Annotated in this window: 15 protein-coding genes; 9 read left to right on the plus strand and 6 right to left on the minus strand. The window is 63.8% G+C overall.

All coding sequences use genetic code 11. The features are described 5' to 3' along the window. Positions 1-71 precede the first annotated feature (71 nt). The 3 genes from CH286_RS11080 to tgt are packed head-to-tail and all read left to right on the plus strand — an operon-like array spanning position 72 to position 5,033. On the plus strand, positions 72-1,805 hold the full coding sequence (locus tag CH286_RS11080) for an ABC transporter ATP-binding protein (protein ID WP_094609239.1): 1,734 nt from the start codon (positions 72-74) through the stop codon (positions 1,803-1,805). A gap of 56 nt (positions 1,806-1,861) precedes the next feature. Beyond that, positions 1,862-3,760, plus strand: a complete 1,899-nt coding sequence (locus CH286_RS11085) for an ABC transporter ATP-binding protein (RefSeq protein WP_170944731.1) — start codon at positions 1,862-1,864, stop codon at positions 3,758-3,760. Positions 3,761-3,794: 34 nt separating this feature from the next. Then, positions 3,795-5,033, plus strand: a complete 1,239-nt coding sequence (gene tgt, locus CH286_RS11090) for a tRNA guanosine(34) transglycosylase Tgt (RefSeq protein WP_037154708.1) — start codon at positions 3,795-3,797, stop codon at positions 5,031-5,033. Here the strand turns inward: tgt and CH286_RS11095 are convergent. Beyond that, positions 4,987-5,643: a pyridoxamine 5'-phosphate oxidase family protein gene (locus CH286_RS11095; protein WP_052058853.1), complete on the minus strand. Its 657-nt coding sequence runs from the start codon at positions 5,641-5,643 to the stop codon at positions 4,987-4,989. The genes tgt and CH286_RS11095 overlap by 47 nt on opposite strands. A 188-nt stretch (positions 5,644-5,831) precedes the next feature. Between CH286_RS11095 and CH286_RS11100 the strand changes: the two genes are divergently transcribed. The 3 genes from CH286_RS11100 to CH286_RS11110 are packed head-to-tail and all read left to right on the plus strand — an operon-like array spanning position 5,832 to position 11,441. Further along, positions 5,832-10,202 (plus strand): non-ribosomal peptide synthetase, encoded by a 4,371-nt coding sequence (locus CH286_RS11100; RefSeq protein ID WP_255182635.1) that lies wholly within the window; start codon positions 5,832-5,834, stop codon positions 10,200-10,202. A 50-nt stretch (positions 10,203-10,252) separates the two neighbouring features. Further along, entirely contained in the window at positions 10,253-10,729 is a 477-nt protein-coding gene (locus CH286_RS11105) for a DUF2231 domain-containing protein (RefSeq protein WP_094609241.1), read from the plus strand. Then, entirely contained in the window at positions 10,722-11,441 is a 720-nt protein-coding gene (locus CH286_RS11110) for a VIT1/CCC1 transporter family protein (protein ID WP_037154698.1), read from the plus strand. Before CH286_RS11105 ends, CH286_RS11110 begins: the two co-directional genes overlap by 8 nt. A gap of 2 nt (positions 11,442-11,443) precedes the next feature. On the opposite strand, the gene CH286_RS11115 is transcribed toward CH286_RS11110, so the two are convergent. Further along, positions 11,444-12,325 (minus strand): M56 family metallopeptidase, encoded by an 882-nt coding sequence (locus tag CH286_RS11115; RefSeq protein ID WP_094609242.1) that lies wholly within the window; start codon positions 12,323-12,325, stop codon positions 11,444-11,446. Beyond that, on the minus strand, positions 12,322-12,699 hold the full coding sequence (locus CH286_RS11120; protein WP_094609243.1) for a BlaI/MecI/CopY family transcriptional regulator: 378 nt from the start codon (positions 12,697-12,699) through the stop codon (positions 12,322-12,324). The genes CH286_RS11115 and CH286_RS11120 overlap by 4 nt, the downstream gene beginning before the upstream one ends. Positions 12,700-12,839: 140 nt before the next feature. On the opposite strand from CH286_RS11120, the gene kynA reads away from it, so the two are divergent. From kynA to CH286_RS11135, 3 genes are read left to right on the plus strand one after another with little or no spacing between them, the layout of a single operon-like run. Beyond that, positions 12,840-13,694 carry a tryptophan 2,3-dioxygenase gene (gene kynA / locus CH286_RS11125; protein WP_037154689.1) on the plus strand — a complete coding sequence of 285 codons (855 nt, stop codon included), beginning with the start codon at positions 12,840-12,842 and terminating at the stop codon, positions 13,692-13,694. After that, positions 13,694-14,902 carry a kynureninase gene (locus CH286_RS11130; protein WP_080734614.1) on the plus strand — a complete coding sequence of 403 codons (1,209 nt, stop codon included), beginning with the start codon at positions 13,694-13,696 and terminating at the stop codon, positions 14,900-14,902. Before kynA ends, CH286_RS11130 begins: the two co-directional genes overlap by 1 nt. Beyond that, positions 14,883-15,719 (plus strand): PaaX family transcriptional regulator, encoded by an 837-nt coding sequence (locus tag CH286_RS11135; RefSeq protein ID WP_037154685.1) that lies wholly within the window; start codon positions 14,883-14,885, stop codon positions 15,717-15,719. Before CH286_RS11130 ends, CH286_RS11135 begins: the two co-directional genes overlap by 20 nt. Here CH286_RS11135 and CH286_RS11140 read toward each other — a convergent pair. The 3 genes from CH286_RS11140 to gluQRS all read right to left on the minus strand — a co-directional run bounded on the left by CH286_RS11140 (position 15,716) and on the right by gluQRS (position 18,362). After that, positions 15,716-16,459 carry a queuosine precursor transporter gene (locus tag CH286_RS11140; protein ID WP_032404507.1) on the minus strand — a complete coding sequence of 248 codons (744 nt, stop codon included), beginning with the start codon at positions 16,457-16,459 and terminating at the stop codon, positions 15,716-15,718. The genes CH286_RS11135 and CH286_RS11140 overlap by 4 nt on opposite strands. A gap of 79 nt (positions 16,460-16,538) precedes the next feature. Further along, positions 16,539-17,399 (minus strand): hypothetical protein, encoded by an 861-nt coding sequence (locus tag CH286_RS11145; RefSeq protein WP_080734557.1) that lies wholly within the window; start codon positions 17,397-17,399, stop codon positions 16,539-16,541. A 102-nt stretch (positions 17,400-17,501) separates the two neighbouring features. Continuing rightward, positions 17,502-18,362 (minus strand): tRNA glutamyl-Q(34) synthetase GluQRS, encoded by an 861-nt coding sequence (gluQRS, locus tag CH286_RS11150; protein WP_094609244.1) that lies wholly within the window; start codon positions 18,360-18,362, stop codon positions 17,502-17,504. Between the last annotated feature and the right edge of the window lie 251 nt (positions 18,363-18,613).

The raw sequence follows: 18,613 nt of genomic DNA on the forward strand, positions 1-18,613 counted from the left end.
CCGAAGATTGCCCGCAACACTCGAAAAACGGAGAGACTGTCATCCATGTGTACGAGTAATCTTCGGCCATCATGCTGATTCCGCTGCTGCGCACGTATCTGGCTCCGTACAAGCTGCCGATCGTCGCGCTGGTCCTGCTGCAGCTCGTCGCGACGTTGGCGGCGCTGTTCCTGCCCAGCCTCAATGCCGACATCATCGACAAGGGCGTCACCACCGGCGATACCGGTTACATCCTCTCCGCCGGTGGACTGATGCTGCTGGTCTCGGCAGTGCAGATCATCAGCTCGGTGGCCGCGGTGTTCATCGGAGCTCGCGCGGCCATGGGCGTCGGACGTGACCTGCGCGGTGCGATTCTGCACCGCGTCGGCACGTTCTCGGCCCGTGAGGTCGGCCAGTTCGGTGCGCCGTCGTTGATCACCCGCAACACCAACGACGTTCAGCAGGTGCAGCTGGTGATCGTCATGGGGTTCACCATCGTGGTGATGGCACCGATCATGTGCGTCGGTGGCATCATCATGTCGCTGCGCGAAGATCTCGGCCTGTCCTGGATCCTGTTGATCGCGGTACCGGGGCTGGCGATCTCCATGGGCCTGATCATCATCAAGATGGTGCCGGCCTTCCGTTCGATGCAGAAGCGCATCGACGCCGTCAATCGTGTTCTGCGTGAACAGATCATCGGAATTCGAGTGGTGCGGGCGTTCGTCCGAGAGGACTTCGAGGTCGACCGGTTCGGAGCGGCCAACACCGCACTCACCGAAACCGCACTACGCGTCGGGCGGCTCATGGCCTTGATGTTCCCGACGGTCATGCTCATCAGCAACGTCACCAGCGTGGCCGTCATCTGGTTCGGTGGCCATGCCATCGATCAGGGCACCATGCAGATCGGCTCTCTCACAGCTCTTCTGAGCTACATCATGCTCATCCTGATGTCGGTGATGATGGCCTCGTTCATCGCGATGATGGTGCCCCGCGCGTCGGTGTGTGCCGATCGCATCAGTGAGGTACTCGCCACCGAATCGTCGGTCGTGTTGCCGGACAAGCCCAAGACTTTCGCATCCTCGCCGGGAACGGTCGAGCTCGTGAACGCCGAATTCTCTTTCCCCGGTGCCGAATATCCGGTGCTCTGTGGAGTGAACCTGCGGGCCGAAGCAGGCAAGGTCACCGCGATCATCGGCGGTACCGGTTCCGGAAAGTCCACGCTGATCAACCTGATTCCGCGACTGATCGACGTCACCGGCGGCGAGGTACGCGTCGGGGGAGTCGATATCCGCGAACTCGATCTGGATCTGCTGCGTTCCGAGATCGGTCTGATCCCACAGAAGCCATATCTGTTCTCGGGCACCATCGCCAGCAATCTGCGGTACGGCAAGTCCGACGCCACCGACGCGGAACTGTGGGAGGCACTCGAGATCGCACAGGGTGCCGACTTCGTGCGCGCCATGCCCGAGGGACTGGATACACCCGTCGCACAGGGTGGTACGACGGTGTCCGGTGGTCAGCGTCAACGCCTGGCCATCGCTCGTGCGCTGGTGCGCAAACCCAGCATCTACCTGTTCGACGACTCGTTCTCCGCACTGGATCTGACGACCGATGCCAATCTGCGCGCGGCACTGAGGCCGGTGACGCGAGATGCATGCATGATCGTTGTCGCTCAACGCGTCTCGACCATCATCGATGCCGACCAGATACTCGTACTCGACGACGGAAAGCCGGTAGGTGTGGGTACCCACGACCAATTGATGGCCGATTGCCCCACCTACGCCGAGATCGTCGACTCGCAGCGCGCCGTGGCCGGTGCACTGTGACCGCGCAGGTGGAGAAGACGGAAGAGAAGGACGACGCCCCCGTCGCGAAGACTGTGATGCCGGGAACCAAGGCCCGCAACTTCAAGGGTTCGTTCAAACGATTGGTCGGCCTACTCGCTCCTGAGAAGGTGCTCCTGTCGGTGATGCTGGCCTTCGGTATCGCCAGCACCGTGCTCACCGTTGCCGCGCCGACCGTGCTCGGCCACGCGACCGACCTGATCTTCGACGGCGTCGTCGGGAGGGGGCTCGAGCCCGGTCAGACGAAAGAGCAAGCGATCGACGGGCTTCGGGCAGCCGGGAACGATTCGACGGCCGATCTGCTGTCGGGCATGAATGTCATCCCCGGTGCCGGTATCGATTTCGGTGCTGTCGGAACCGTCCTGATGTGGGTCCTCGTCCTGTACGTGCTGTCGTCACTGCTCGCCTGGGCTCAGGGCTACATTCTCAACATCGCGCTGCAGCGTCGAATCCTGTTGTTGCGCGGCAGCGTCGAGGCCAAGGTGCATCGACTGCCGCTGAAGTACTTCGACAACAATGCGCGCGGTGAGACGCTCAGCCGCGTCACCAACGACATCGACAACGTCTCGACCAGCCTGCAGCAGACACTCAGTCAGTTGATCACCGGCATTCTCACCGTGCTCGGCATCCTCGGTGTGATGATCTGGATCTCGCCACTGCTGGCTCTCGTTGCGGTGCTGACCATTCCGGCGTCGTTCGCGGTGACCGCCGTCATCGCCAAGCGTTCGCAGCCGCACTTCGTCGCGCAGTGGAAGCACACCGGCAAGCTGAACGCCCAGATCGAGGAGACCTACACCGGCCACGAGATCGTCAAGGCCTTCGGTCGACAGGAAGACGTAGAACGCGAGTTCGGCGATCGCAACGAGAAGCTCTTCCAGTCCAGCTTCCGAGCCCAGTTCATCTCCGGCATGATCATGCCCGTCATCATGTTCCTCGGAAACATCAACTACGTGGTCATCGCCGTCGTCGGTGGGCTACGGGTCGCGTCCGGCACGCTCAGTCTCGGTGAAGTGCAGGCCTTCATCCAGTACTCACGTCAGTTCACTCAGCCGCTCACTCAGGTCGGCTCGATGGTGAACCTCATCCAATCCGGCGTCGCCTCCGCCGAGCGCATCTTCGAGGTACTCGACGCCGAGGAAGAGGATGCAGATCCGGCCGATGCGGTGCGGCCCATCGAGCGGCGGGGACGCGTCGAATTCGAGAATGTCTCCTTCGGCTACTCGGCCGACCGCCCGCTGATCGAAAACCTTTCGCTGGTCGCCGATCCCGGTCACCTGGTCGCGATCGTCGGTCCCACCGGTGCGGGAAAGACCACATTGGTCAACCTCATCATGCGGTTCTACGAGATCGACTCGGGCCGCATCACTCTCGACGGCGTCGACACCAGGAAGATGACCCGCGAAGAACTGCGCGCTCGCACCGGCATGGTGCTGCAGGACACCTGGTTGTTCGGCGGAACCATTCGCGACAACATCGCCTACGGCGACCCGAGTGCCAGCGAAGAGGAAATCCTCGAGGCCGCGCGGGTGAGCTACGTGGACCGATTCGTGCACTCGCTGCCCGACGGCTACGACACGATCATCGACGAGGAGGGAAACAACGTCAGCGCCGGCGAGAAGCAGCTCATCACCATCGCCCGCGCCTTCCTGGCCAAGCCGTTGATCCTCATCCTCGACGAGGCCACCAGCTCCGTCGACACTCGAACCGAGCTGCTGGTGCAGAAGGCCACCGCGAAACTGCGCAGCGATCGCACCAGTTTTGTTATTGCGCACCGCCTCTCGACAATCCGCGACGCGGACACGATCGTGGTGATGGAGAACGGCAGCATCGTCGAGCAGGGCAATCACGAGGAACTGCTCGAGGCCAGGGGTGCGTACTTCCGCCTCAATGCGGCTGGCGCCGCAGTGGCAGGAATAAGTGCCTCAGAGGGCACTTAACCGCACCACTGCCGCGCAGCGGCATACTGACGCGGTGAGTTCCTCCAGTTTCGGCTTCGATATCGGCACCCGGCTCGACGGTGAGCTCGGGCGCACCGGCACCATCCACACCCCGCACGGTGACATCAACACCCCCGCGTTCATCGCGGTGGGCACCAAGGCGACCGTCAAAGCGGTGCTGCCGGAGGCCATGAAGGAACTCGGCGCGCAGGCCGTACTCGCCAACGCCTACCACCTGTACCTGCAGCCGGGCTCGGACATCGTCGACGAGGCTGGTGGGCTGGGCAAGTTCATGAACTGGGACGGTCCGACGTTCACCGACAGCGGCGGATTCCAGGTCATGTCGCTCGGCGTCGGATTCAAGAAGGTCATCTCGATGGACGCCACGCGGGTGCAGTCCGACGACGTCATCGCCGAGGGCAAGGAGCGCCTCGCCCACGTCGACGACGACGGCGTGACGTTCAAATCCCATCTCGACGGCTCCAAGCATCGCTTCACTCCCGAAGTGTCGATGCAGATTCAGCACAGGCTCGGTGCCGACATCATGTTTGCGTTCGACGAGCTGACGACGCTGATGAATACCCGCGGCTACCAGGAGATGTCGGTCGACCGAACCCAGGCATGGGCAAAGCGATGCGTCCTCGAACACGAACGGCTCACGGTCGAGCGCGCCGACAAGCCGTACCAGGCGTTGTTCGGAGTGGTGCAAGGTGCCCAGTACGAGGACCTACGGCGCAAGGCCGCACACGACCTCGAGACGATCACCGGCGAAACGGGCCGTGGCTTCGACGGCTACGGGATCGGCGGCGCACTCGAGAAGCAGAACCTCGGCACCATCACTCGGTGGGTGAACGAGGAACTGCCCGAACACAAGCCGCGGCACATGCTCGGGATCAGCGAGCCGGACGATTTCTTCACCGCCATCGAGAACGGTGCCGACACCTTCGATTGCGTCAATCCCTCACGGGTAGCGCGTAATGCGGCGATCTACGTGCCGACGGGCCGCTTCAACATCAACACCGCCAAGCATCGACGCGATTTCACCCCGATCGACGAGAACTGCGACTGCTACACCTGCGCGCATTACACCAGGGCATACATCCATCACCTGTTCAAGGCCAAGGAAATGCTCGCATCGACGCTGTGCACCATCCACAACGAGCGCTTCACGGTCAAACTGGTCGACGACATCCGTGCCTCGATCGAACAGGGACGTTTCACGGAGTTCAAGACGGAGTTTCTGGGTCGCTTCTATGCGCCGAAGACTGCGTGAGCTGATCTTCGAGTTCCGAAATACGCTGTAGCAGTCCCTGTTCCCGCTCGGCAGCCTTGCGCTGGTACACCTCGGACAGGTCCGCGAGGTAGGCCGCGTCGTAGCGGGGGATGATGCTGCGAGTGCAGTTCCAGTCGAATGCCTCGACATCGATGACGACGCTGCGCTCGCACGTGGCGGCGACGGTCAGGTCACCGATCTTTCTCAGTCGGTCCAGTAGTTGGGGATCATCCGCGGCCTCGACGGTCCGTGCCCGGCCGTAGAGCTTGAGGCGTTGGCGCAGAGGGTAATCGACCAAGAATACGGCGACGCGATCGTCGTGATCGAGATTGGCCGCCGTGACGTACTGATGGTTGCCGGCGAAATCGGCGAACCCCAGCGTCCGGTCGTCGAGTACTTGCAGGAACCCCTTCGGGCCACTTCGATACTGGATGTAGGGCCAGCCGGACTCGGCGACAGTGGCGATCTGGAACTGGTCCACCGCACGAATCATGGCCTTCTCGCGAGTGTCGAGAGGTACCGGGCCGTCGTCGGGTCGTTCGGTCTGTGAGCCGTAGGCGGTGTAGCTGCCGTCGACCTTCTGTCGCGCAATCGCAGCAGGACCGAACATCAGATGGTGATAGTGGTTGCTCTGCGGCACGGGTGTCACCTTAGGGCAATCCGTGCGTTTCGCGGCCCCACAGCGGTGCACGACGTTCTCGACGGCACCTCGCCGGACCGGCGCGTACTCTGGTACTACCGAGTGTGTAGTAAATGGATTGCCGTGGGGGGACCACTATGTTGGACGACGCCATACCTGTGAGTTCGTCTCAGGCCGACATCTGGCTGGCCCAGCAGTTCATGCCCGACGTGCCCTTCACCATCGCGTATTACGTCGACATCGTCGGTGCCGTCGACGTCGACGCGTTGGCCATCTGCGGTAGCCGGGCGCATCGCGAATTCTCGTCGTCGACCATGCGGATTTTGGAGGTCGACGGCACTCCGGTGCAGCGATTCCTGGACGCGGAGACCGAGGCGGTGGAGATTCTCGACTTCCGTGAACACGACCGTCCAGAAGAAATAGCCACTCAATGGATGAACGACGACTGTCGAACGCCGTTGTCGCTGTACGGCCAGCTGGTGCGACTGCGCGTCCTCCGCGTCGGGGACGATCGCGTGTTCTGGTACACCAGAGCACACCACATCGCGCTCGACGGTTATGCCTCGATGAAGGTGCTCGAGCGGGCGGCGGCTCTGTACGCCGCGGCGCAGGATGGCGTCGAGCCGCCACGGGTCGATCCGACGACTCCGGCGGCACTTCTCGCCGAGGACGAGCGCTACCACGCATCCGCCCGTGCGCGGCGCGATCGGGCGCACTGGGAGTCCGCTGACCTGGGCTACGGCGCATCGTGGGGCCGGAGTGCTCAGCCTGCGTCGGTGCCGATCGTCGTCGGGGAGGACCGATCGATTTCTGTGACCGCCCCCGGCCGCGCCACGTCGACCGTGGTGATCGCGGCATTCGCTGCCTTCCTCGCGCGCATGAACGATGTAGACGACGTCGATCTCTCGCTGCCGGTCTCGGCACGGCCGACGGCACTGCTGCGCGGGGCCGGGTCGTCGTTGTCACATGTGGTGCCGCTGCGGTTGCCGAGCGTCGGATCGGCGACGGTGAACAACGTGGTGAAGTCGGCCGAGGTCGCGATCGGGGCCGTCCTCCGACACCAGCGCAGCAGACCGCCGGTGTCCGAGAGCGGGAGTGCCTTGCACGCAGGGCGTTTCGGTCCGACCATCAACGTGATGATGTTCGCGAACACCGTGGCCGTCGGTGACTTCGACGGCGAGATCAACATTCTGACCACGGGACCGGTGTCGGACCTCGCCGTCAACATCTATCCCGGGCGAGGCGGAGCGCGTCCTCGCATCGACTTCGAAGCCAATCCTGCCGCCTACACACCGAGCGACCTTGCTCGCCACCACGAACGGTTCCTGTACTTTCTCGACCGCTTCGCCGAATCCGGTTGCGGTGATACGGCAGTGGCCGACCTCGACCTGTTCCTGCCCGAGGAGCCACGAACGACACCAGCCTCGGTGGGCGCGGCCGTGACCGAGCAGGGATCTCTGAACGATGTGTTCGCGACGGCAATCGCGGAGCACGGCAATCGAATTGCGATCCAGGATGCGGCCTTCTCGATCACCTACGGAGAATTGGCCGCACAAGTCTCCGCACTCGCATCCGCCTTGAGTGCCCGAGGAATCTGCACCGAGGACCGGGTCGCCGTGCGCGTCGGCCGATCCCTCGAGGGGGTCGTCGCTTTCTGGGCGATCGCACGAGTGGGTGCGGTGTACGTTCCGGTCGACCCGAATCACCCACGCGAGAGAGTGCAGTTCGTGGTGCGGGACAGCGGGGCGGTGTTGGGCCTGTGCACGGGCGGCGGCGAGTTCGGCGACGTGGAGTGGCTGAACCTCGATGACGTTCTCGCCGAGGGTGCCCCGGGTGACGAAGCTGCGCCGACGGCACCGCCCCACGCGGCGTACATCATCTACACCTCCGGCTCCACCGGCACTCCCAAAGGCGTTGTCGTCACCCACGATGGCATCGCCGCGTTGGTGCAACAGATCAGCAGCAGCTACCACCTCGACGTCGACTCACGAGTCTGTCACCTCGCCTCGCCCGGATTCGACACCGCCATCGTCGAGGTGCTGGCCGCAGCAACCGCGGGCGCGGCAGTGGTGATCGCGCCGGCAGGGAGTTACGCGGGCGCTGAACTGTCGGATCTGGCTGCGCAGCAGTCGATTACGCATCTTCTCATTACACCCTCGGCGCTGGCGACGCTGGATCCCGCAGCACTGTCGGGTGTCGGGACAATCATCATCGGCGGTGAGGCGGCGCCGCAGGACACGGTGGACCGCTGGTCGGTGGGGCGACGACTGCTCAACGCCTACGGCCCCACCGAGACGACGTGCAGCGTCACGATGACCGCGCCACTGAACCCGGCCAGCGCGGACGGAATCGGTCGAGCCATGGTGGGGGCGGTGATTCACCTTCTCGATCGCACGCTGCGGCCCGTTCCGTCGGGGGCAGCCGGCGAAATCTACATCGAGACACCTGGCGTCGCACGCGGATATCTCGGTCGCACCGCGGATGCAGCGGCACGCTTCGTAGCAAACCCTTTCGGTAGCAACGGGACTCGAATGTTCCGCAGTGGAGATCGGGCGCGTCTGCGCGGTGACGGCACGCTGGAGTTCCTGGGCCGCACCGACGATCAGATCAAGATTCGCGGAAATCGCGTCGAACTGGGCGAGGTGGACGCGGCGTTGCGGGCGTATCCGGATGTCGCTGCGGCATCATCGGCTTTGCGCCGCAATCGAGCTGGGGACCTGCGCATCGACGGGTACGTCGTTGCCGCACTCGACGAACATGTGCTCGACACCGAGGATATCCGCAGGGATCTCGTCGGGCGATTGCCTGTCCACATGGTGCCGGCGACCATCACGATCCTCGACGAGATCCCGCTGACGATCAATCGAAAGGTCGACCGCGGTGCCCTTCCTGTTCCGAGCCTGGCCACTCCGACGACCGGTACTCCGATCGAACCGTCCGGTGCCACCGAGGAGATGGTGGCGGCAGCGTTCGCGCGCGTGCTGGACATCGACGGCATCGATTGTGCTGCCTCGTTCTTCGATCTCGGGGGCGACTCGTTGGCGGCGACCAGGGTCGTCGCATCGGTGCGAGCCGAGGCCTCGGTGGACATCGGCGTGCGTGACCTCGCCGATGCCCCGTCCGTTCAGGCCTTGGCCGCACGGATCGACGAACGTCGACTTACTGGGCAGCAGCAGAATTCGCGACCCGAATGTGGAATGTCGGACGGGGTGGCCGCAATTCCGCTCGCTCCACAGCAACGCCACATCGATCGAAGCGCACGGCTTCCGCTGTACAACCTGCCGTTCACGGTCACGATTTCTGGGGAGTTCCACTCAGCGGCAGCTGTGCAGGCGATGACCGACCTGTTCGATCGGCACAGCACGTTGCAAACGCGCTACCCGGATATCGACGGGGTTCCGGTGCAGATAGTCGAGCCCGATTCGTCGGGGGCGGTACCGAACCTGGACGTTGTCGACTTCGATGACGCCGCGGTGGTGCAAACGCTCGAGCACCCCTTCGACGTGCGCACCGAGTTTCCGATCCAAGCTCGCCTCTTCGCAGTAGCGCCCGATCACCACGTGCTCGCATGCGCTGTCCACCACAGTGCAGCTGACGGTTGGTCGCTGGGGCTGTTGGCGTCGGATTTCGTACTGGCGTATCACGCCAGGATTGCCGGCACCGCACCGTCCTGGCCCGAATTGCCCTTGCAGTACGCCGATTACAGCGTCTGGGCCGCCGACCGCGACGTCTCGGCCGATCTCGACTTCTGGCGCACGGAATTGGCGGACATACCCAGCTCGAGGGGCTTGCGGTTGGACCGCACTCGTACGCAGGACTGGGACTTCTCCGGCGCTCGCACGTCGCTTCGGTTCGACGCAGACACCACCGAGAGAATGACCGATCTGGCACAGCGTTGCGGGACTGGACGATTCACCGTGCTTCGCGCAGCACTGCTGATTCTGCTCGCCCAGACGACGGAATCCACCGACATCGTCATCGGGACCCCGGTTGCCGGTCGCGACGACCCGCGACTCGAGCAGCTCGTCGGAACCTTCACCAACACCGTCGCCATTCGAACGAAGATCGCCGCGGCCACGACGGTCGAGGACGTAGTGCAGTTGGCCCGTGCGAGCGAACTACGGGCCTTCGATCATGCCTCCGTTCCGTTCGAGCATGTCGTCGCCGACCTCGCTGCTGACTCGACGAAGGGCCGGCACCCGATCTTTCAGGTGGCGCTGTCGTTGGACGTCTTCAGTGCCTCGACTTTCGACGTCGGGGACGTGCGCTTCGAGATCACGCCTCGGCCGATCGACATCGCCAAGTGCGACCTTCATCTTCACGTCACCGAACGGCGGGACGACCAAGGGAAGGCTATCTGTACGGACATCGATATCGTCTATCCCACAGCATTGTTCGACGCGAATACCGTTGTCGCACTGGGGGAGCGTCTCGAGCAGATCGTGCATGCGATGGTCGTAGAACCCCACTCGGTGTGGCGAGCTCTGGCAGCACGAGAACCGTCGACGCAACTACTACATGGTGTGTAGCATGTGCGGTGCGTGAGGCGCACGCGACTTCGAAGCCAGCGGGAGAACGCATGTCCACCTTCAACGGCCTACCGGCCCATATTCTGCTCGTTCACTTCATCGTGGTGCTTGCACCGCTGACCGCGATACTCGCCATTGCGGCCAGTATCTGGTCCGGTGTGCGCAACAGGCTCGTCTGGCTCATTGCAGCCCTGGCGGTGTTCACGCTGGTGCTGACTCCGCTGACGACCGAGGCGGGCGAGTGGCTCGAGAAGCGCGTCCCCGAGACCGCGGCGGTCGAACAACACACCGAGATCGGTGACTGGATGATCTACTTCTCCGTCGGCTTGGTGATCGTCGCCGCGGCACTCGTGTTCCTGCATCTGCGTGAGCGTCGCGGCAGCGCGCCAGTGCGGTGGCAGTCGATCGCGGTGGTGGTCTTGGCAGTGGTGATCGGAGCGACCACAATCGTCCAGGTGTACAGAATCGGTGAGTCCGGCGCTCGCGCCGCGTGGGACGACGTATCGGCAACGGCCGTCGATGAGTGAGCCCGAGCCGAGCCTGCACGAGCACGAACCGCACGGAGACCTGTCCGGTCGGCTGAACTGGCTGCGGGCCGGGGTGCTAGGGGCGAACGACGGCATCGTCTCCACCGCGGGTCTGGTCGTCGGTGTCGCGGCCGCCACCACCGACCGAGGATCGCTACTGACTGCCGGTCTCGCGGGTCTCGTTGCGGGGGCCGTATCCATGGCACTCGGTGAGTACGTCTCGGTGAGCACGCAGCGTGACGCCGAGCGTTCGTTGCTGATCAAAGAGCGCCGGGAGTTGGAAGAGCAACCCGAGCAGGAACTGGCCGAGCTCGCGGCGCTGTACGAGGCCAAGGGGCTCTCGGCCGACACCGCGCAGACCGTCGCTCGCGAACTCACCGAACACGATCCGTTTGCCGCACACGTGGACGTCGAATTGGGAATCGACCCGGATGCGCTGACGAATCCGTGGCAGGCGGCCGGGTCGTCGGCGGTGTCGTTCGTCAGTGGCGCGCTGCTGCCGCTACTGTCCATCCTGCTGTTTTCCGCGTCGCTGCGCGTCCCGGTGACATTCGTCGTGGTGCTGGTAGCTCTGGCACTGACCGGAAGTATCAGCGCGCGTCTCGGCGGTGCGCCCGCTCGGCCGGCAGTGACCCGGGTCGTCATCGGTGGTGCAATCGCGATGGCTGTCACCTATGCGATCGGCCAACTCGCGGGCGTCGCGGGTATTTGAGGTCAGCGGAAGATCGAGGTGGCGGCTTCTCCGGTTTCGGGTGCCACCACATCTTGGACGACGTCGAACAACGCCACCGAGATGACGGAGAACGCGAGGACGAGAACCAGTCCGGCGGCGAGGATTCCGCGGTCGGGACGGTGCCGTGGTGGTTCGCTGAGGGCCTGCACGCGGCGCACGACGTCGCCCCCGGTACTGGCCAGAGTGCGGGTTCCATGGTCGAGGTGGGCCCGCAGCAAAGCAGTTCTGGCAATGGCAGACAACGTATCTCGACGGCCCAGAGCGGCCGCGCTCTCGTCTGCTTGACGCTCCGCGGCATGTCGTACTGTGGCGGACAGCGGCCTGAGAATCGGATCGATCAGGGCTCCGATCTCGCACATCTGGATCCACACGCTGTGACGGTGCCGCAGGTGAGCGCGTTCGTGTTCGATCACCGCGCGTAATTCGTTGTTCGACAGCGCTTCCGCCAGGCCGGTCGTGATCACGACGGCACCTCCGCCGGTGGGGACGGCGAAGGCGTCGGGAACGTCGGAGTCGACCACGACGATGCCGCCCGTCGCTCGCGCCTCGTCACCGAATTCGGATGCGATGGACGTACTGACCACAACGCGTCGAACATGGCGGGCCACCTCGACCGAGCGCCAGAACATCAACGCGCAGAGTGCAATTCCCAGCGATACCCACACAACCTGAGCCGACGCCAGAAGGACCGCGGCCAGCGCGGCCAGGGACGCGGCGACTGCAAACGCGGTGACCATCGACAGGATGGGGAGCAGAACGACTGCGGTCGACGGGTTGAGTCGGCGGTCGATGTGGGCGGCTCCGAACCCCAGCAGCAGCGACAGCACCCACGGCAGCACGGCCACGATCAGGAGCAGGGTCATCGATGCTGCTCGGCTGCGTCCGACTTGGCGAGTAGCTCTCGCAGCGTGGCCTCGTCCTCGGGGTCGAGTGAGGCCACGAAGTTGGCCAGTACGTCCGCACGTTCGGCTCTCGCGCCGAGTTCGGTACGCATCCGCATCGCGGCCCGCAATGCGGGGATCTCATCGACCGGGGCATTGAGGGTGTAGACGAAGGAACGCCCGCGCCGCTCGCGATCGACGAGGCCTTTGCCGTGCAAGCGCACCAGCGCGGTCATGACAGTGGTGTGAGCGAGCTCCGAACCCAGATGCTCGCGCGCCTGGGCCACCGAGAGTTCCGTGTGCTCGCCGAGCAACTCGAGGATCGACTCCTCCAACTGTCCGGACGCTCTACGCACTGCGATTCCTCACTCGAGTCGGGTACTTCGAGGATAGGCGACGGGTGGCTTTCACGAAACCGGTGTATGTCGTATTACTGGCGGACGGCACAATTCTGTAATACGCTGTCGGTATCAGCCCATCACCTCGAGGACCAGCCATGAGTGTCGAAGCGAATACTCGCGCGATAGAGAAGACTGTCGTCACCGACTTCAGTGACCGCATGAGCTACGGCTCCTACCTGGACCTCGACACGTTGCTCAGCGCCCAGAAGCCGGTGAGCACCCCGGAGCATCACGACGAACTGCTGTTCATCATTCAGCACCAGACCACCGAGCTGTGGCTCAAGCTGGTGCTGCACGAGACGCTGGCCGCGCGTGCGGCTCTCGATGCCGACGACATCGGCACCGCGCTCAAGTGCGTGGCCCGGGTCAAGCACATTCAAAAGACGCTGACCGAGCAGTGGTCCGTCCTGGCCACTCTGACGCCGACGGAGTACTCGCAGTTCCGCGACTTCCTCGGCAACTCGTCGGGCTTCCAGTCCTATCAGTACCGGGCCGTGGAGTTCGTGCTCGGCAACAAGAATGCGGGCATGCTCAAAGTCTTCGAGTCCGATCCTGCTGCTCACGAACAGCTTTCGACTCTGCTGCACGAACCGAGCCTGTACGACGCCTTCTGGCAGTCGTTGGCGCGGCAGGGGTACGAAGTACCGGCGTCGGCCCTCGACCGTGACGTCACGACGGCATACACGTTCAACGAGGACCTGATGCCGCTGATCAAGTTCGTCTACGAGAACCACACCGAGCATTGGGCGGTGTACGAGGCATTCGAGGAACTCGTTGACTTGGAGGAGAACTTCCAGCTCTGGCGCTTCCGTCACATGCGCACCGTGCTGCGAACCATCGGAATGAAGAGCGGGACCGGAGGGTCGAGCGGCGTCGGATTTCTGCAGAAGGCGCTCGAGCTCACGTTCTTCCCCGAATTACTGTCTGTCAGAACGGACATCGGACGATGATGGAACGTGCACTCGAGCTCGACGGGAAGGATCCGCTCCGCAGCTATCGCGACAAGTTCCTCGGTAGTGACGACCCGTCGATCAGCGCGTATCTCGACGGCAACTCGCTGGGCCGGCCCACCAAGGCAAGCGTCGAACGGATCAACACCTTCATGACGCAGGCCTGGGGAGGGCGCCTGATTCGCGGCTGGGACGAGCAATGGTTCGACCTGCCCATCACCATCGGCGACGCCCTGGCCGACGCCACCCTGGGGGCAGCGCCCGGCCAGACCACCATCGGCGATTCGACGACGGTGTTGCTGTACAAGCTGGCCCGCGCGGCAATCGCCATGCGCCCGGGCCGCACCGAGATCGTCATCGACCGTGACAACTTTCCGACCGATCGATATCTGCTCGAAGGCATTGCAGCAGAGCTGAATATGACCCTGCGATGGATCGAGACGGACCGCCGCGGTGGTATCGAACCGGAACAGCTTGCCGAGGTGGTGGGGGAGAACACCGCATTGGTGGTGATCACCCACGTTGCCTACCGGTCGGGCTTCCTCGTCGACGTGGCGGAGGCAACGCGGATCGCGCACGCGGCCGGCGCTCTGATGCTGCTGGATGTGTGTCATTCCGTCGGTTCGGTACCGTTGGAATTCGATTCCTGGGGAGTGGATCTGGCCGTCGGGTGCACCTATAAGTACCTCAACGGAGGTCCGGGGTCACCGGCCTTCGCGTACGTGCGCAGCGATCTTCTGGGCGACTTCGTTCAGCCGATCTGGGGGTGGATGGGCCGGGCCGATCCGTTCGAGATGGCGCAGGGTTACGTTCCGGCACAGGGTATTCGACGCGTCATCAGCGGTACACCGTCGGTGTTCGGAATGATCGCGATGCAGGACACCATCGAGATGATCGCCGAGGTGGGTATGGACGCAATACGCGCGAAGTCCGTTGCGCTCACCGAATACGCCCTCGAGCTCGTCCGAGAGATGCTGGTTCCGCTCGGGGTCGAGATCGCCTCACCCGAGGACTCGAATCGACGCGGCGGGCACGTCACCATCGACCATCCCGAGTTCAAGGCCATCACCGCTCGTCTGTGGGAGCAGGGTGTCATCCCGGATTACCGCGCGCCACACGGTATTCGGCTGGGATTGAGCCCACTGAGTACCTCATACCGAGAGGTGTATCTGGGAATCGTGGCGATCCGTGACGAACTCCGCGCCTAGCACTGCCGGGGCCATCCTCGACGACTTCGAGTCTCGTCCGGGTAGTGCAACGTCGTTGGTGCGCACGGTGCTCGGAGCCTACGTCCGGCCTCTCGGCGGGTGGTTTACCATTGCCGATTTCGTCGTCTGGATGGACACGCTTGGAGTGCCACCGGAGAGCACGCGCATTGCGGTGACGAGACTGAAGAAGAAGGGCGTCGTCGAATCGAGTAATCGTGAGGGTCGCACCGGCTATCGCATCACCGAGCAAGCCGACACCATGTTCGCGCGCGGTGACGGCCGGATATTCGGGTTCCGACGGATGGCCGACGGCGATCCGTTTCGTCTCATCTCGTTCACCATCCCCGAGACCCAACGCGCCGCACGCCACCAGCTGAGGCGTCGACTCACCGGAATTGGCTGTGGCACAGTCTCACCCGGTCTGTGGATCGCACCCGAATATCTCGCGGACGAGGCCGGTGCCATCGTCGACGCGTTGGAGCTCTCGCCCTACGTGACCACGTTCGTCGCCTCCGAGGTCGCGCCGCCGACCACGCTGCGTGAGAGCGCCGAGCTGTGGTGGGATCTGGCCGGCATTGCCGATCGTCATCGGGCATTTCTCGAGGCCTTCGACGGCGGGTCCTCGGCTCGGAATGCCCGGGACGCGTTTGTCACGTTCGTCCCGTTGCTCGACGAATGGCGCGTCATTCCCTACGTCGACCCTGGTCTTCCGCCGTCCATGACGCCGGAAGACTGGCCGGGCACCCGGGCCGTCGCCACGTTCGAGACGGCCCGGGAGCGTTTGTACGACCTCAGTATGGAATGGGTTGCGTCTTAGCCATCCTGGTACGACGGCTCGCGCTTCTTGATGTACGAGATGACGCGGTACGTGATGGGCATGACGATCACCTCGGCCAGTGTCTTCCACAGGAATCCGACGATGACGTAGTTGATGAAGTCGGTCCAGGTACTGATGCCGATGACTCCGGCGGCGATGGAGCAGAAGATCAGCGTGTCGAAGAATTCGCCGACGATGGTCGACCCGATCAGTCGCGCCCACAGGTGCTTTTCCTTGGTGCGTTCCTTGATCTTGACCAGGACGACGGAGTTGAGGAGCTGCCCGACGGTGTAGCCGGCGAGACCGGCGAGGACCAACCGGGGCACGACGCCGACGACGCTTTCGAGGGCGGCCTGGTTCTCGTAGAACGAGGCGGCGGGGAGTTCGATGGCGATCCAGAAGCACACCGAGGTGAGCAGCAGGGAGCCGAAACCGAGATAGATCGCGCGACGCGTGGCCTTGAAGCCGTAGACCTCGCTGAGTACGTCGCCGAGGATGTAGGCGAGGGGGAACAGAAAGAATGCGCCGTCGGTATTGATCGGCAGGATCTGGAACGGTCCGAGCATGACGTCGGACGAGGCGAAGAAGGCGACACCTTTGCTGGCGGCCACGTTCGAGATCAGCAGGGTCGCGACGAAAAGCGCAACGATGGTGGGGTAGTAGCCCCGGCTGATGTGAGCGAACGTGGCCTGCCCAGACTCGGTGCCGCCGTTGGCGGCGGTGTGTTCGGTAGTAGTCACCCCTGGATCCAAGCACCGAGACGACGATGGGCGCGAATCCCCGAGTGAGGGATGCGCGCCCATCGAGGCGGACTACAGGTCAGGCGACGCGGCCACGCACCGTGACGCGGTAGGCGTAGGTGCCGGCAATGATCGTGATCGGAATGCTCGCCAGCAGGCCGATGCCGAGTAGGAGACCGCCGACGATATTGATGCCGACCAGGGCGAGCGCGAGGACGAAGAGGGTCCCACCGTTCGACGCGATTGCCTGCGCGCTGGCCTTGATGGCGGGAATCGGCTCGTCGCCGCGGTCGATGACGAACTGGAAGGTCCACCACGTGAAGAACGTGATGACGATGCCGGGGACGATCAGTAGGACGAAGCCGATGCTGGTTGCAATGCCGACGAGGATGCCGGTGATGATGACGGCGGCAACATTGCCGAACTGGAAGAAGGACCCGAACGCGGGCTTGACCCCGTCCACCTCGTGCAGAGCGCCGCGAACGAGTGCCGCCTGGATCAGGAGTGAGACGACACCGATGATGACGCTGAAGATCAAGCTGAAGACGATGTTGTTGGAGCTCAACACGTAGTTCAGTACGACCTGGATGACCGCGGCGATCAGGACGATGCCGACCCAGACGAGTGCGTTCTGCTTGAACTTCTCGAAGCCGTAGCCGATGGCCGTTCCCACGGACAGCTGCGTCGGCATCGGTGCCTCACCGAACGCCGGAGGCGGTGGGTAATTGCCTTGTGGGGGCGGTGGGTAGCCGCCGGGTGGTGGGTAGCCGCCCTGCTGGGGGTAATCGCCGGGAGGAGGCGGGTAGCTGCCGGGTGGCGGGTAGTTGCCCTGCGCGGGTGGTGGGTAGTTGCCGGGTGGTGGGTAGCCGCCGCCCTGCGGCGGGGGATAACCACCGGGGTTCTGTGGATCCTTGTCGGGGTCGTAACCGCCTGAGGTCATCGTGTCCTTCTCCCTCGGGATGAGTTGTCGCGGTCACTGTACGTCCGATTGATCCCGAGTTGGGCCCTGTCGCGTTGCAACGTGATCTCGATCGGCTCGTGGTCAGACGATCGAGGGGTCGAACACCCACGGTTCGCGCGGTACCAGCGTCGGCTTCCACTGTTCGAGTAGTTCCTCGGCGTTCTTTACGTCCGGCACACCGAGGGAAGCGGTGATGAGTGCCCACGCATCGGGTCGTTCGCGCAGCGTCACCGCGCCGTCTCGCTTGGCCAGACGCTTGCCTTCGATGTTCAGAGCGAGGGGCACGTGGACATACGTCGCGGGGGTCAGGCCCAGGAGTTGAGCGAGGTAGCCCTGCCGTGGCGCGGAGGTGAGCAGGTCGTCACCGCGCACGATCTGGTCGATGCCTTGTGCTCCATCGTCGACGACGACGGCGAGGTTGTAGGCGGGGACTCCGTCGGATCGGCGGAGGACGAAGTCGTCCACCTGGCCTCGGAACAGGCCGTGCAGCTGATCGACGATGGTGAATTCGGTTACCTGCGAACGCAATCGAATGGCCGGTGGGCGGTCCTTCGCTGCTCTCTGGTCCGCGGTCAGATTTCGACAGGTGCCGGGATACGCGCCGTCGGGTGCGTGGGGCGCGGATGCGGCCTGTTGGATTTCCCGACGCGTGCAGAAACATTCGTACGTCAGCCCGGCTGCGGTCAGCGTGCGAATCGTGGCGTCGTAGATTTCCCGACGCTCGGACTGCCGCATGATCGCACCGTCCCAGTCGAGTCCGATGGCGGCGAGGTCGTCGAGTTGACGTTGTTCGGAGCCGGCTTTCACGCGGTCGAGGTCTTCGACGCGCATCACGAACCGCCGTTCGGTGGAGCGGGCGAAGAGCCAGGCCAGAAGCGCGGTTCTTAGATTGCCGAGATGAAGGTCGCCGGAGGGACTGGGAGCGAAGCGGCCGGCGGGCATGGGGACATCGTAGTTCCAGGTGTATTGGGGAAATGCGGGGCGCTAGGCCGATTACGGCGGAAGCTCACTTTCGCGGCCGCCGGATGCACTGGCCTCCGACCAGTCCGACGTGGGCGACAAAAGTTGCGTTCCCCGCCGTCGTGCTTGAACGCCACTTCAGCAAAGTATGGCTCTGCGGACCTCCCAGTGACCTGCTGAAGTCTTCCTGTTTTGACTCTCGACCTGCCTGAAGACCAGTGGTGATCACTAAC

The organism is Rhodococcus sp. WWJCD1 (genome assembly GCF_002258735.1).
Taxonomy (GTDB): Bacteria; Actinomycetota; Actinomycetes; order Mycobacteriales; family Mycobacteriaceae; genus Rhodococcoides.